Annotated in this window: 9 protein-coding genes and 1 tRNA gene; 2 read left to right on the forward strand and 8 right to left on the reverse strand. The window is 63.2% G+C overall.

The window, feature by feature from the left end; genetic code table 11:
- The 3 genes from rpsA to polA form a co-directional block, all read right to left on the reverse strand.
- On the reverse strand, positions 1–1,418 hold a 1,418-nt coding region (gene rpsA / locus ABFX19_RS10940), incomplete at its 3' end, for a 30S ribosomal protein S1 (RefSeq protein ID WP_346028297.1).
- 273 nt (positions 1,419–1,691) lie between these two features.
- On the reverse strand, positions 1,692–3,005 hold the full coding sequence (locus tag ABFX19_RS10945) for a GNAT family N-acetyltransferase (RefSeq protein WP_346028298.1): 1,314 nt from the start codon (positions 3,003–3,005) through the stop codon (positions 1,692–1,694).
- Between the two features lie 57 nt (positions 3,006–3,062).
- The gene (polA, locus tag ABFX19_RS10950; RefSeq protein WP_428831035.1) at positions 3,063–5,696 is read right to left on the reverse strand and encodes a DNA polymerase I; all 2,634 of its coding nucleotides are present in this window, start codon (positions 5,694–5,696) and stop codon (positions 3,063–3,065) included.
- 163 nt (positions 5,697–5,859) lie between these two features.
- Here polA and ABFX19_RS10955 point away from each other — a divergent pair, with 163 nt between their 5' ends.
- Positions 5,860–6,354 carry a PaaI family thioesterase gene (locus ABFX19_RS10955; protein ID WP_056547511.1) on the forward strand — a complete coding sequence of 165 codons (495 nt, stop codon included), beginning with the start codon at positions 5,860–5,862 and terminating at the stop codon, positions 6,352–6,354.
- An 8-nt stretch (positions 6,355–6,362) separates the two neighbouring features.
- Here ABFX19_RS10955 and ABFX19_RS10960 read toward each other — a convergent pair whose 3' ends face one another.
- Both ABFX19_RS10960 and ABFX19_RS10965 read right to left on the reverse strand, forming a co-directional pair.
- The gene (locus ABFX19_RS10960) at positions 6,363–6,998 is read right to left on the reverse strand and encodes a LysE family translocator (protein ID WP_346028300.1); all 636 of its coding nucleotides are present in this window, start codon (positions 6,996–6,998) and stop codon (positions 6,363–6,365) included.
- Positions 6,999–7,068: 70 nt separating this feature from the next.
- Positions 7,069–7,150: transfer RNA gene (locus tag ABFX19_RS10965), tRNA-Leu, on the reverse strand.
- Between the two features lie 167 nt (positions 7,151–7,317).
- Between ABFX19_RS10965 and ABFX19_RS10970 the strand changes: the two genes are divergently transcribed.
- Positions 7,318–7,920, forward strand: a complete 603-nt coding sequence (locus tag ABFX19_RS10970; RefSeq protein ID WP_056547505.1) for an ANTAR domain-containing response regulator — start codon at positions 7,318–7,320, stop codon at positions 7,918–7,920.
- A gap of 86 nt (positions 7,921–8,006) precedes the next feature.
- Here ABFX19_RS10970 and pyk read toward each other — a convergent pair whose 3' ends face one another.
- Genes pyk through gltB form a run of 3 tightly spaced genes read right to left on the reverse strand, consistent with a single transcriptional unit; the run spans position 8,007 to position 15,604 of the window.
- Positions 8,007–9,500, reverse strand: coding sequence for a pyruvate kinase (gene pyk, locus ABFX19_RS10975; protein ID WP_277357205.1), 1,494 nt, complete (start codon positions 9,498–9,500; stop codon positions 8,007–8,009).
- Between the two features lie 58 nt (positions 9,501–9,558).
- Positions 9,559–11,016, reverse strand: coding sequence for a glutamate synthase subunit beta (locus ABFX19_RS10980; RefSeq protein WP_346028301.1), 1,458 nt, complete (start codon positions 11,014–11,016; stop codon positions 9,559–9,561).
- Entirely contained in the window at positions 11,009–15,604 is a 4,596-nt protein-coding gene (gene gltB / locus ABFX19_RS10985; RefSeq protein ID WP_346028302.1) for a glutamate synthase large subunit, read from the reverse strand. The genes ABFX19_RS10980 and gltB overlap by 8 nt, the downstream gene beginning before the upstream one ends.
- Positions 15,605–15,650: the final 46 nt, after the last annotated feature.

Below are 15,650 nucleotides of genomic sequence, written 5' to 3' on the forward strand. Positions count from 1 at the left end.
CCGGCGCCCGCATTCGTTTCCGGAGCCGGCTCCGAGGAGTAGCTGGTCGTGCCGGAGTCTGCAGGCTCGTTAGCTGCAGCAGCGTCGTCGTTAGCGTGCTGCTCAACCTGCTTCTTGTGGGACTCCCAGCGGGACTGAGCCTCAGCGTACTGGGCTTCCCAGGCCGCGCGCTGCGTCTCGTAGCCTTCAAGCCACTCGTTGGACTCGGGATCGAAGCCCTCGGGGTATTTGTAGTTGCCCTCTTCGTCGTACTCAGCGGCCATGCCGTAGAGAGCCGGATCGAATTCGGTGCTGTCGGCGTCGACGCCCTCGTTGGCCTGCTTGAGGGACAGCGAGATGCGGCGGCGCTCGAGGTCGATGTCGATGACCTTGACGAACAGCTCATCACCTACGGAGACAACCTGCTCAGCCAGTTCAACGTGGCGGACAGCCAGCTCGGAGATGTGGACAAGGCCCTCGATGCCGTCTTCAACGCGTACGAACGCGCCGAACGGAACCAGCTTGGTGACCTTACCCGGAACAACCTGGCCCAGCGCGTGAGTGCGGGCGAAGGTCTGCCACGGATCTTCCTGGGTGGCCTTGAGCGACAGCGAAACGCGCTCGCGGTCCAGGTCAACCTCGAGAACCTCGACGGTTACTTCCTGGCCAACCTCGACAACCTCGGACGGGTGGTCGATGTGCTTCCAGGACAGTTCGGAAACGTGAACCAGTCCATCTACGCCGCCCAGGTCCACGAAGGCACCGAAGTTGACGATGGAGGACACGACGCCCGGACGAACCTGGCCCTTTTCCAGCTTGTTGAGGAACGTGGAGCGAACCTCGGACTGGGTCTGCTCAAGCCAGGCACGGCGCGACAGCACAACATTGTTGCGGTTCTTGTCCAGCTCGATGATCTTGGCTTCGATCTGCTGACCGATGTACGGAGCGAGGTCGCGGACACGACGCATTTCCACGAGGGAAGCGGGGAGGAAGCCACGCAGGCCGATGTCGAGGATGAGACCACCCTTGACAACTTCGATGACCGTACCGGTGACGACGCCGTCTTCTTCCTTGACCTTCTCGATGTCGCCCCAGGCGCGCTCGTACTGCGCACGCTTCTTGGAGAGGATGAGGCGGCCTTCTTTGTCTTCCTTGGTGAGGACAAGCGCTTCAACCTCGTCACCAACGGAGACCACGTCTCCCGGATCGACATCGTGCTTGATGGAAAGCTCGCGGGAAGGGATGACACCTTCGGTTTTATAACCGATGTCGAGCAGGACTTCGTCGCGGTCAACCTTGACAACCGTTCCTTCGACGAGATCTCCGTCATTGAAGTACTTGATGGTGGCGTCAATAGCTGCGAGGAAGTCCTCAGCGGTGCCGATGTCGTTGATAGCGACCTGCGGGGCACCTGGCTTCTCGGTGGTGGTGATGGTCATGTAGTTGGGGCTCCGTTGTGGATTATGAGTTGATCCGGACTCTTGCGGAACCCCGCGGAAAGGCACACCAGATATGTACCCACCGTGATGAGGAACCTGCCCGGATGCGGACAAATGGAAAATGAAAATATCGGATAAAGCTCATGCGGGACCCACCGTGCGTGGGACATGCTTACCCAGTCTAGCGTTGCGGCACAACGCCGGTCAAAGCGCCGGTCAGCGGCGGTGCGCAGTTCGTAGTTGGTGCAACGGTCGAACCTGCCGCCCCTCGAATTAGAAGTGTGTGATGCAGTACGGCTGACGGGAATGGGCGAACAACCGGTCCGCACTCTCCAGTACGTCGGCAGAGTTGGCCCTGATCCGGCCGGCACTTGCCAGCGTCGATGCGGTCACCCCACCGAGGTACAGCGATCCGAGCGCTGCGACATCCATGTCGAGGCCAACGGCGGCTTCAGCGCCAAGCCTCGTCACGTCAGCCTTGCCGCCCCTCACTTCCAGGAGGAAAGCACCGTGTGCATGGCCCAACGGATCTTGCACGTGGAGCACCACCGAACCGTCGTGCTCATACGCCCTTGCTTCGAGGGCAGCCACCGGATCAAGGATGCGCAGCCACAGCACGTCTTCGTCGGACTTCAGTTCACGGCAGCGCCGGTCCGCCAGGGCCCACGGAAGCGGGTCGGAAACGGACGCCATAGTGAAGGTGACCCGCTCGATCAGGTCAAGGGACCCGAGATACCGCCACAGCTCAAGGTAGGCCGCCTCGGACACTGCTACCAGGTCCTTCACGCGCATGGTGTACGGCGTTTTATCCCAGCCGGCGAACGAGTAGGAGACAAAAGCGTCCGGGCGGCCGTCGTCGTCGTAATGGACAGCGGTGCGCAACGCCTTGTCCGGCTGCGGACGCTCCTCGCCCCAGAGGCCGGACGACCGGCGGGCGTACGCGTACTGGCGGCCGATCGATCCGAGCGTTCGGGCGTGGAAGCCGGCAAATATCTCCTGCGTGAGGTGGACGGCGGCGTCCGCGTCCACAACCTCCATCCGGCCGTACGACGGGGACGTGACCGCAAACCGCTCACGGACGTCCACCTCTACCGAGGTCGTGTGGGTGGCCGTTCCGAAACCGAACCGGCCGTAAATTGTTGCTTCGGATGCGGTCAGCGCCGCAAGAGCATGCCCGCGGTCTGCCGCTCCCTGCAGGTCCTCGGTGATCATGCGGCGAAGGAGCCCCCGTCGCCGGTGGGTTGCCCGGACCGTGACGGCCGTAATCAGGTGCGCATCAAGGAATTTGCCGCCGCCCACATTGAGCGAGTTCACCATGGTGCCGTAGGTGGCCACCGGAATGCGCGGGTTCCAGGCGTGAGGGCCGGGGTTGTCGTCGTACGCACCCCAGAGGACTCGCCCGTCCGCCGCGTGCGCCTCGGCGAGTTTCGGCAGGTCCTCAGCCTCGAGCCGCCCCTCGTGGAAGCCGAAGCTCACACCCTCGAACCAGGCGGCAAGTGCGCCGTCAGGAGAGGTGTCGGTGTCCGCGTCCACGGAGAAGGTCTCGATACGGGGTACTGCGGAGTCGGTCTGCGTTTGCGTGCTCACGAGAATCCACCCTAACCGTCCGCGCCCTGACGAACCATGCCTGGCTAGCCCCTGCGCCTAATGGGCAGCTTCGTGCCAGCTCGTACCGGTGCCGACCGAGACGTCGAGCGGAACGGATAGGTCCGCCGCACCGGCCATTTCAGCACGGACCAGCTGCTCAACTTCATCCCGCTCGCCGGGAGCGATTTCGAGCACCAGTTCATCGTGTACCTGGAGCAGCATCCGGGAGGTGAGCCCCCGGGACCGCAGTTCATTCTCGACGCCGAGCATAGCCTTCTTGATGATGTCCGCTGCTGATCCCTGGATCGGTGCGTTCAATGCTGCGCGCTCTGCCATTTCCCGCAGCTGCCGGTTGTCGCTCGAAAGGTCCGGCAGATAGCGCCGCCTGCCCTCGATGGTGGAGGTGAAACCGTCCTTCCGCGCCTGCTCGACGATTCCGCGCAGGTAGTCCCTCACAGCCCCAAACCTATCGAAGTAGTCGCCCATCAAGGTGCGCGCCTCGTCCACAGAAATGGCCAGCTGCTTCGAGAGGCCGAAGGAGCTCAAGCCGTACACCAGCCCGTAGGACATGGCTTTGACCTTCGAGCGCATGGCGTTGGTGACGTCCTCCGGAGCCACGTGGAAGATGTGCGAACCGACGAAGCGGTGCAGGTCCTCCCCCTCGTTGAATGCCTCGATCAGGCCCTCATCACCGGAGAGGTGCGCCATGATCCGCATTTCGATCTGCGAATAATCGGCGGTCATCAGGGACTCGTAGCCCGGGCCCACCACGAACGCCTCCCGAATTCTCCGACCCTCATCGGAGCGGATCGGAATGTTCTGCAGGTTCGGATTCATGGAGGAAAGGCGCCCGGTGGCGGCGATCGTCTGAACGTACGTGGTGTGGATACGACCGTCGTCCGCCACCGATTTGCGTAGTCCCTCCACCGTCTGGCGGAGCTTCGAGGCGTCGCGGTGCGCGAGCAGCTGCTCCAGGAAAGGGTGTCCCGTCTTGACGATCAGATCCGTCAGGGCATCTGCGTCCGTGGAGTATCCGGTCTTGATCTTCTTCGTCTTCGGCAGCGCAAGCTCGTCGAACAGCACAGCCTGGAGCTGCTTGGGAGAACCGAGATTGATTTCCTTGCCGATGATTTTGAAGGCTTCGGCGCTGGTGTTCGCCATGGTTGCAGAGAAGTCGTCGTAAAGGCGGTCCAGTCCGTCCACCGCGACGCTGATTCCCGTGAGCTCCATCCGGGCCAGTACCTCGGACAGGGGCAGTTCCAGTCCCGCGAGCAATTGGTTGGCTCCGCGCTCCACCAGCTGGCCCGCGAAATGCCTGCTCAGCTCGAGAGCGGCGTAGGCAGCGGCAACGGCAGGAGTGGCGACGTCCTCTTCCTCAAGCGCCAGCGCCTGCTGACCGCCGGCGGCAGCTGCCGCCGTCGGGAGGGTGAGCTTCAGATGGACCTGGCTGAGGTCAGCGAGTTCGTAGCTTCGTCGGTCGGGCTGGATGAGGTATCCGGAAATCGCAGTGTCATCGACCTCACCCGCAAGGGTGAAACCGCGGGCATGGAGCAGCTTGTAAGCCGCTTTGAAATCATGGACCACCTTGGGTGCATCCAGGTCCTGGAGCCACTGCGCGATGACGTGCTCCGCGTCAGCACCCAGTTCCTCGAACGGAACGTACACGGCTGCCGAAGCCGTCACGAGCGCCACCCCGATAGCTTCCTCTCCCCCGCTCGTGGACCGCGTGACAACCTGCACTGCCGCTGTTGCCTGATTGGTTCCGTTGAACCACCGGGTCAGTTCAGCGGCCGCTGTGATGATCTGGTGCTCCGGCGGTGCCATCTCATCCCTGGCGATGTCCGGCTCTTCCTCTCCGAAGAGATCGAACAGACGCTTCCTGAGCACATTGAACTGCAGCGCGTCGAACAGATCCTCGACGGCACCACGGTCAGGCCGCTGAGCGGCCGTGGCCTGCAGATCGACAGGGAGTTCCAGATCTGTCAGGAGGCGGTTCAGACGCCGGTTGCGCTTGACGTTCTCGATGTTCTCGCGGAGCGCATCGCCTACCTTGCCTCCGATGGCGTCAAGGTTCTCGATGATGCCCTCGAGGCCGCCATACTTCAGGATCCACTTGGCGGCTGTCTTCGGGCCTACTCCGGGAACGCCGGGGAGGTTGTCCGCCGTCTCCCCCACGAGCGCAGCGAGATCCGAGTACAGGTGAGGGGGAACGAAGTACTTCTCCTCCACGGCCTTGGCATCCATCTGCGGGATGTTGGTAACGCCCTGCTTGGGGTACAGGACCGTGACGCGGTCATTCACCAGCTGGAAAACATCGCGGTCCCCGCTGACTACCTGAACATCCCAGCCCCGCTCGGCCGCGCCGACTGCCAGAGTGGCCAGGACGTCATCAGCCTCGAAGCCTTCCATGGAGAGCGTGGGAATGCGCATGGTCTCAAGCACTTTGATGATGAGGTCAATCTGGCCGTGGAACTCCTCCGGCGTCCGCGAACGTCCGCCCTTGTACTCGGAGTATTCGGTATCCCGAAAGGTTGGCGTGTCGAGGTCGAAGGCAACGGCTACGTGCGTGGGCTCCTGGTCGCGCAACAGATTGATCAGCATGGCAGTGAACCCGTACACCGCGTTGGTGTGCTGGCCGGTGTCCGTGGAAAAGTTCTCGGCAGGCAGCGCGTAGAACGCCCGGAAAGCCATGGAATGGCCGTCAACGACCAGCAGGCGGGATCGCTCCAGCGTATTGACGGCACCCGGCGCGGCGCCGGTCCCGACATCTGGTTGCACGCTGCCCTGCACGCCGGTGCGCTCGTCAGTCTGGACGGTTTGGTTTGTTTGGCTCACAGGTGCCAGCCTAGTTCCCATGGATGACAAATTCACTCCGGACGCAGGACCCGAGCGCTCCCACCCGTTCCTCGAGGAACTTACTGCCGCCGGCGTGCCGACGCACATGCACGACTGGCTGCGGGGACATGGCATCGGCCGACTCGCTGCCAAGATGGGCATTGTTTTCCAGGAGATGAGTGCGGAGCGGATGGTCGCCACCATGCCTGTCGAGGGAAATCAGCAGGTAGCGGGCATCCTGCATGGCGGGGCGCACCTCGTCCTGGCCGAAACGCTCGGCTCCTTCGCAGCAGGAATCCATGCCGGGCCAGACCGGCAGGCAGTCGGCATCGAAATCGGCGCCACGCACCACCGGTCCGCCTCTGCCGGGCTGGTCACCGGCACCGCCGTCGCCATCCACCTGGGACGCACCCTTGCTACGCATGAGGTGGTTATGACGGATGAGGAGGGGAAGCGGCTTTCCACTGCCCGTATCACCAATCTGATCAGGGACGTGCGCCAGCCAAACGGGTGAAGCGGCGCTCAGGCGTAGGCTGCGGACGCGGCGGTTCCGATGCCCAGCACCCCGAGGACGCCCCCGGATGAAATCTCCAGATTCCGGGTGACGCGCGGCCGGTTCAGCCAGGCGTTTGCCTTGGCCGCAACGAGGCACAGACCTGCCAGATAGACCAGCACGATGAGTCCGAGGGTTGCCCCAAGCAGCATGGTGACAGCGAAGACTGAACCGTCCTTGGGGAGGAACTGCGGCACCACGGCGAGGAAGAACAGTCCCACCTTCGGATTCAGCATTGTGGAGGTCAGCCCGGCTGCACACGAACTCCAGGCCCGCGCACCTGCCATCTCCGCGCCGTCCGGAACGACAGCCGAAGATTTCTTCCCGTCTCCCCGGATGGCTTTGATTCCCAGATAAACAAGGTAGATGCCGCCGAGCACTTTCAGCCCCCGAAACGCGACCGCTGACTGTTCGATGAGGGCCGCAAGACCGACGGCGACCAAACCGGCCCAGGCAAGGTAGCCGACGGCGGAGCCGAAGGAAGCGGCGACACCGGAGGACAGCTTCCGGAGACTGAAGCGAAGAATGAGGAAGCTATCAGGGCCGGGCGTCACAGCCAGCACCACGCACAATCCGCAAAACGCCAGGTAGGAGGACATCGACATGTCTCCATTAGAAAGCATGTGGCGCCGTGATACCGCAATGAGTCGGAAGAACGACATTTTAACCCGGCGGTGCCCGAAGTGGGACTCGAACCCACACACCTTTCGATACTGCATTTTGAGTGCAGCGCGTCTGCCAATTCCGCCATTCGGGCCGTTCAATGCACCCAACGTGAGTTCCATGACTCATGAACCCCCGGGTGCGCGAATCTACTCTACATGCCGATAGGCTGTTCCAGTGAACCGGTGCACCGTGCCTTTTCGGCTGCGCTGCTGCACTCGGAAAACGCAGAATCATTGAACGCATACCTAGGAGCCACCAGTGTCTCAAAACCGCGACTCAGCTAACTCGAGCCCGGCGCGGCGCGTGATTGTCGCTGAGGACGAAACCCTCATACGCCTCGACATCGTGGAGATCCTGCGCGGCGAGGGCTATGACGTTGTCGCCGAGGCGGATAACGGCGAGAAGGCCGTTGAGCTGGCCAAGGAACATAAGCCGGACCTTGTGCTGATGGATGTGAAGATGCCGGTCATGGACGGAATCACCGCCGCTGAGCAGATCGTGAAGGCCCGCATAGCGCCGGTAGTCCTTCTGACTGCCTTCAGCCAGAAGGAGCTCGTGGAGCGCGCCCGCGACGCCGGCGCAATGGCCTACGTGGTCAAGCCCTTCACGCCTGCTGATCTGGTTCCTGCTATCGAAATCGCTCTCTCCCGCCACGAGGAAATCAAGGCCCTGGAGAACGAGGTCTCCGACCTCCAGGAGCAGTTCGCCACGCGCAAGCTTGTCGAGCGCGCAAAGAGCCTGCTCACCACGAAGATGGGGCTTACCGAGCCTGAGGCCTTCCGCTGGATCCAGAAGACATCCATGGACCGCCGTCTGAGCATGCGCGAAGTTGCAGAAACCATCATCAACCAGGTCAATTAGGCTCTCCACAACGCAGAGAAGGGACCTTGCCGCTGAGGCAAGGTCCCTTCTTCAGTCTGTGCCGGATTCAGTTCCTGGGCAGAGAGTTACTTGTGCTTGTTCTTGACCGGCCAGGGACCGACCTTCTCCTTGCTGGGCGAGTAGTGGTCAGGCAATTGTCCAGCGTCCGCGATGTCGCCGACCTTGTGAACCTTGATGGAGTTCGTTGAGCCGGACTGGCCGGGAGGCGACCCGGCAGCGATGACCACGAGGTCATTCAGGTCCACCAGCTTCTGCTCGAAAAGCACCCGGTCCACCTGGGCGGTCATCTGGTCGGTGTGTTCCGCGTACTCAACGAGCATCGGCTGCACACCCCAGATCAGCGACATCGTGTTGAGAGTTGACTGCGACGGAGTGAAGGCGAAGACAGGCTTCGTCGGGCGAAGGCGGGACAGGCGGCGTGCGGAGTCGCCTGACTGGGTGAAGGTACAGATGTACTTCGCATCCAGCTGGTCGGCGATTTCCACGGCTGCGCGCGTAATGGCGCCACCGCGGGTCTTGGGCTTGCTGCCCAGCGGGGGTACGCGGTCAAGTCCATGCTTCTCGGTGGACTCGATGATGTCCGCCATGGTGCGCACCGTCTCGATCGGGTACTTTCCAACGCTGGTCTCTCCGGACAGCATGACCGCGTCAGCGCCGTCGAGCACTGCATTGGCGCAGTCCGAAGCTTCGGCGCGGGTAGGACGGGGATTGTCGATCATTGACTCGAGCACCTGGGTGGCGACGATGACCGGCTTGGCCCAGCGGCGTGCGAGCTCAACGGCTCGCTTCTGCACAATGGGGACGTCCTGAAGCGGCAGCTCCACACCGAGATCGCCTCGCGCCACCATGATGGCGTCGAAGGCATCGATGATCTCTTCTATCGCGTCGACAGCCTGCGGCTTCTCGATTTTGGCGATGACCGGAACGCGCCGGCCCTCCTCATCCATGATCTCGTGGACGCGGTCGACGTCGGCTGCATTCCGTACGAAGGACAGCGCCACCATGTCGACGCCACGCTGGATCGCCCAACGGAGGTCTTCCTCGTCCTTGTCGCTCAACGCCGGAACATTGACTGCCACACCGGGCAGGTTGATGCCCTTGTTGTTGGAGACTGCGCCGCCCACGGTGACCTCGGCGGTTACCTTGGTGTCGTCGACCGCAACGGCGACCATCGCTACCTTGCCGTCGTCGATCAGCAGGGTGTCGCCGACGTTGACGTCCTGCGGCAGTCCCTTGTGGGTGGTCGAGCAGATCTCGGCGGTGCCCTCGACGTCCTCGGTGGTGATGGTGAACGTGTCACCCGGAAGCAGCACGTGGGGTCCGTCAACGAAGCGGCCCAGCCGGATCTTGGGGCCCTGCAGATCCGCGAAAATTCCAACGGGGCGGCCGAGTTCCTCAGCCGCCTTCCGTACAAATTCGTAGGTCTGGTTGTGCACGGTGTGGTCACCGTGACTCATGTTCATACGGGCGACATCCACCCCGGCCTCAAGTACTGCGAGGGTGTTCTCATAGCTCGCGATTGCCGGGCCGAAGGTGGCCACTATCTTTGCGCGTCTCATAAACCTTGCCTGTCGTGTCGTGTTCGTGGATTGCTGTGCGCTCTAGGCGTCCTGGGAACTACAGGACGTTGAGCGCGCGGTCTGTCGGTGCTACCGGCGCGGGCAGCTTGGTCTGGCCCATCAGCCACTGATCAACCGCAGCCGCGCACGCACGCCCCTCAGCGATAGCCCAGACGATGAGGGATTGTCCGCGTCCCGCATCGCCTGCAACGAAGATTCCAGGCGTGTTGGTCATGTAGTACCCATCGCGCTCAACGTTACCGCGCCCGTCAAAAGCCGCGTCGAGCTGGTCAGTGATTCCGGCAGGTTCCGGGCCCGTGAACCCCAGTGCGAGGAACACCAGGTCCGCGGGGATATCCCGCTCGCTTCCGGGCTTCGGGAGCCTCTTCCCGTTGCTGAATTCGGTTTCGGCGACACGCACGGCGGTGAGCTTGCCGTTCTCACCGACAAATTCGACCGTTGACGCCAGATAGGTACGCTCACCGCCCTCCTCGTGCGCGCTTGCTACCTCGAACAACGTGGGGAAAGTAGGCCAGGGCTGGTTGGCCATGCGCTCAATCGGCGGCTGCTGCCCGATTGCCAGAGTGGTGACCGAGGCTGCCTTATGCCGGTGAGCGGTGCCGATGCAGTCGGCGCCGGTGTCACCGCCGCCGAGAATGACGACGTGCTTGCCCTCGGCATGAATCTGGTCCTCGATTTCCTCCCCCGCGACAACCCGGTTCGATTCAACGAGGTACTCCATGGCGAAATGCACGCCGTCGAGATCGCGGCCGGGAATCGGCAGATCGCGCGGTACCGTTGCACCGGTTGAGATTACGACGGCGTCATAGCGGCGGCGCAGCTGGTCCCAACTGATGTCACGGCCTACCTCGACACCCGCCCGGAAGCGCGTCCCCTCGGCCTTCATCTGGTCAAGTCGCCGGTCGAGCTGGATCTTCTCCATCTTGAAGTCCGGGATCCCGTAGCGCAGGAGACCGCCGATGCGATCATCGCGCTCGTAGACCGCGACTGTGTGCCCCGCCCGGGTGAGCTGCTGCGCTGCGGCAAGGCCCGCCGGGCCCGAGCCGACGACGGCGATGGTCTTGCCCGTCAGCCGCTCCGGCGGGTGGGGGTGGACCCAATCGTTGTCGAACGCCTCGTCGATGATCGAAACCTCGACCTGCTTGATCGTGACCGGAGGCTGGTTGATCCCGAGAACGCAGGACGCCTCACAGGGAGCGGGGCACAGCCGTCCGGTGAACTCCGGGAAATTGTTGGTGGCGTGCAACCGGTCGATTGCCTCGCGGCCCTTGTCCCGCCACATCAGGTCATTCCACTCCGGAATGAGGTTCCCCAGCGGGCAGCCCTGGTGACAGAACGGGATGCCGCAGTCCATGCACCGGCCGGCCTGGCTCTTCAGCACACCCTTTTCCTGGGCCTCATACACTTCCTTCCAGTCCATGATCCGGACCGGAACGGGCCTGCGCGGCTGCGTCTGCCGCTCGCGTACCTTCATGAATCCGCGTGGGTCAGCCACCGGTAACCTCCAAAATTCTGTTCCAGACCTCTTCCCCGTCGGGGTCGAGCCCCTCTTCGATGGCAGCGGCGCGGGCGTCGAGGACACGTGCGAAGTCACGCGGCAGCACCTTGGTCAGGCGGGGCACGGTGCTCTCGAAATCCTCAAGCAGCTTCGCTGCGAGAGGCGACCCGGTCTCCTCCTGGTGACGGAGCAGCAACTGGCGGACAATCTCGATATCCTCGGCGTCCAGTTCCTCCAGCTTCAGTTCGCCGCTGTTCAGCGCCTGCACATTCAGGCGGGATTCATCGAGGTCGAGGACGTAGGCGGTGCCTCCGGACATACCGGCGCCGAAGTTCCGCCCGGTGCGCCCAAGGATCAGTGTCTGCCCACCGGTCATGTACTCGCATCCGTGGTCGCCGATTCCCTCGACAACGGCTGTGGCGCCGGAGTTGCGCACCAGGAAACGCTCCCCCACCTGGCCGCGGAGGAAGATCTCGCCGCTTGTCGCGCCGTAGCCGATGACGTTCCCTGCAATAACATTGCGTTCCGCCGCAAAGACGTTCGCGCGATCCGGACGCACAATGATGCGCCCGCCGGACAGGCCCTTGCCGACGTAGTCATTCGAGTCGCCCAGCAGCCGCAAGGTGATGCCGGCCGGAAGGAAGGCTCCAAGTGACTGGCCCGCCTGGCCGGTCAGCGTGACATCGATGGTGTCCGTTGCGAGGGTCTCCGTACCGAACCGGCGGGTGACCTCGTAGCCCAGCATGGTGCCGACCGAGCGGTCGGTGTTGACAACGTCGAGTGTGATGCGCACCGGCGCGCGGTGGTTCAGCGCGTCGCTGCTCATATCAATCAGCTTGTTATCGAAGTGCTGGTCCAGCTCGTGGTTCTGCACGATCAGATTCCGGCGCGGTGCATCCTCACCGAATTCGTTTCCGCGCAGGATGGGATCGAGATCCAGCCCGTCGGCCTTCCAGTGCCGAACGGCACGCTGAACGTCAAGCACTTCATTGTGGCCGATCGCCTCAGCCACCGTCCTGAAACCGAGTTCGGCGAGCAGTTCGCGGACTTCCTCGGCGATGAACTCGAAGAAGTTCACCACGAACTCCGGCTTGCCGGTGAAGCGGCTTCGCAGTTCCGGATTCTGCGTTGCCACGCCTACCGGGCAGGTGTCCAGATGGCACACGCGCATCATGATGCAGCCCGAAACCACGAGCGGTGCGGTTGCGAAACCGAACTCCTCGCCGCCGAGCAACGCTGCGATCAGGACGTCACGACCGGTCTTGAGCTGCCCGTCAACCTGGACCACCACGCGCTCGCGCAGGCCGTTGAGCATCAGCGTCTGCTGAGTCTCAGCCACGCCGAGCTCCCAGGGGACGCCCGCATGCTTCAGCGAGTTGAGCGGGCTGGCACCCGTTCCGCCATCATGCCCGGAAATGAGTACGACGTCGGCCTTCGCCTTTGTGACGCCGGCAGCCACTGTGCCGATCCCGACCTCTGAAACCAGCTTCACGTGGACCCGCGCTGAGGTGTTGGCGCGCTTCAGGTCATAGATCAGCTGCGCGAGATCCTCGATCGAGTAGATGTCGTGATGCGGGGGCGGTGAGATCAACGCGACCCCGGGTGTGGAGTGCCTCGTCCGGGCAACCCACGGATAGACCTTCTGGCTCATCAGCTGGCCGCCCTCGCCGGGCTTGGCTCCCTGCGCCATCTTGATCTGGATGTCGTCGGCGTTGGTCAGGTAGAGGCTGGTGACGCCGAACCGTCCCGATGCAACCTGCTTGATCGCCGAGCGACGCTCAGGATCCAGCAGCCGCTCCACGTCCTCGCCGCCTTCACCGGTGTTGGACTTTGCGCCCAGGCGGTTCATGGCGATGGCAAGGGTCTCGTGGGCCTCCTGGGAGATGGACCCGTAGCTCATGGCGCCGGTGGAGAAACGCTTGACGATGCTCGATACCGGCTCTACTTCATCGAGCGGTACCGGCGGCCGCAGCCCTTCTTTGAAACCGAGCAGGCCGCGCAGGGTCATCAGCTCGCGGGACTGGTCGTCAACACCCTTGGTGTACGACTTGAAAATGTCGTAGCGGCGTTCACGCGTGGCGTGCTGCAGTCGGAACACCGTTTCGGGATTGAACAGGTGCGGCGGGCCTTCCCGGCGCCACTGGTATTCGCCGCCATTGTCCAGGCTGCGGTACGGGTCTTCGATCCCGTCCTGCGGGTACGCGAACTCGTGACGCGCCGCTGCCTCGGCAGCAACCACGTCCAGCCCGACGCCGCCCAACTGCGTCTGCGTGCCGTGGAAGTATTCGTCCACCAACTCCTGCGCGAGCCCGAGGGCTTCGAAGGTCTGCGCGCCGCAGTAGGAGCTGACGGTGGAGATACCCATCTTGGACATGATCTTCAGCACGCCCTTGCCGAGGCCCTTGATCAGGTTCGCGACAGCCTGCTCCGCGGTGACGCCGGTGATGTCCCCATTGCGGACGAGTTCCTCGCAGCTTTCCATGGCGAGGTAGGGGTTGATGGCGGACGCACCGTAACCGATGAGCACCGCAACATGGTGCACTTCCCGAACGTCGCCGGCTTCGACTACCAGGGACGTCTTGGTCCGCGTGGCGCTCTTCAGCAGGTGGTGGTGAACGGCGCTGGTCAGCAGCAGCGACGGGATCGGAGCCCACTGCGCGTTGGAGTCGCGGTCCGAGAGCACCACATATTGGATGCCGCGGTTGATTGCGCTGGAAACCTGCTCACAGATTTCCGCAAGCCGGGCGCGCAGGGATGCTTCGCCGCCGTCGACCCTGTACAGACCGCGCACGCGGACCGTGAGGCGGTCGCCGTCGTCGGATTCAAGGTTGGCGATCTTCGCCAGCTCATCATTGTTGATGACCGGAAAGGTCAGCGCGATCTGTTTGGAGCGCACCTGCCTGGCGGAGAGCAGGTTTCCGTCCGGCCCGATGGTCACGCCCATTGAGGTGACCAGTTCCTCGCGGATCGCATCCAGCGGCGGGTTGGTGACCTGCGCGAAGGACTGCACAAAGTAGTCGAACAGAAGGCGCGGCCGCTTGGACAGGACAGCGATCGGCGTGTCCGAACCCATTGCGCCCAGCGGCTCCGCACCAGCCTTCGCCATGGGTCCGAGCAGGATGCGCAGTTCCTCCTGCGTGTAGCCGAAGGTACGCTGCCGGCGGTTGATCGAAGCCTTGGTGTGTACAACGTGCTCGCGCTCAGGCAGGTCCTTCAGGTCGATCAGGTTTTCCTTCACCCACTCGCCCCACGGGTTGGCCGCTGCGACCTCGGCTTTGACCTCCTGGTCCTCAATGATGCGGCCGTCCTCCGTGTCAACGAGGAACATCTTGCCGGGTGATACGCGCCCCTTGCGCACGATCTTGGAGGGTTTGACGTCGATGACGCCGACTTCGGAGGCAAGGACGACAAGACCGTCTTCCATCACCCAATACCGGGCGGGGCGAAGGCCGTTGCGGTCCAGCACCGCCCCGACAAGCCGTCCGTCCGTGAAGGAAACCGCTGCCGGGCCGTCCCAGGGCTCCATGAGCATCGAGTGGTACTGGTAGAAGGCGCGCCGGGCCGGGTCCATGGACGTGTGGTTTTCCCACGCCTCCGGAATCATCATCATGATTGCGTGCGTGATGGGGCGTCCGGCCAGGGTCAGCAGTTCCGCTACCTCATCGAAGGACGCGGAGTCTGAGGCGCCCGGGGTGCAAATGGGGAACAGTTCCTCGGGCGAATCGCCCAACAGGGGGTTGGCAAGCTGCGATTGCCGCGCACGCATCCAGTTCCGGTTGCCCTTGACGGTGTTGATTTCCCCGTTGTGCGCAATGGCGCGGAAGGGCTGCGCCAGCGGCCACGAAGGAAAGGTGTTCGTAGAAAAGCGCGAGTGGACAATGCCGAGCTTGGTTTTGAAGCGCGGGTCTGACAGGTCCGGGTAGAAAGGCTCGAGTTGCGCCGTGGTCAGCATTCCCTTGTAGACCATGGTCCTGGACGACAGCGAGGGAAAATACACGCCGTACTTGTTCTGGGCGCGCTTGCGCAGACGGAAGGCCCTGGCATCAAGATCCTGGGCTGTGCCGGCAACGGGTGCGATGAACAACTGCACGAAGTGCGGCATGCAGGCCCTGGCCATGGATCCGACGAGGTCAACGGTGATGGGAACCTCTCGCCAGCCGAGAACCAAAAGGCCTTCGGACTCGGCAAGGCTCTCGATCCCGGCACGGGCAGTTGCCTCTTCGCCGGCCTCGGCTGGAAGGAAGGCGGTGCCGACGGCGTAGGTACCGGCGGCGGGAAGCTCGAAGTCAACGACCGCGCGGAAGAATTCGTCAGGAACCTGGGTGAGGAGGCCCGCGCCGTCGCCCGTTCCCTCGTCAGCCCCTACGGCGCCGCGATGTTCGAGGTTGCGCAGGGCGGTGAGCGCTGCATCAACGATGTCGTGGCCCGGCTCCCCGCGGAGCGTGGCAATGACGGCCAGACCGCAGGCGTCCTTCTCGTTTTCCGGGTTGTAAAGTCCGGATGCCTTCGGGTATGACGCGAACCGCGTGAACGGCGATTCGCTGTGGGTCGCCTTCGGAGGCAAACCAGTGATGGGTGCAGTCATAGATAGAGTCCTTCCCCCATGATGGAGCGTCGGGAGGGGACAGCTT

This window comes from Arthrobacter parietis (genome assembly GCF_039530425.1).
In the GTDB taxonomy this organism is placed as follows: Bacteria; Actinomycetota; Actinomycetes; order Actinomycetales; family Micrococcaceae; genus Arthrobacter_D; species Arthrobacter_D parietis.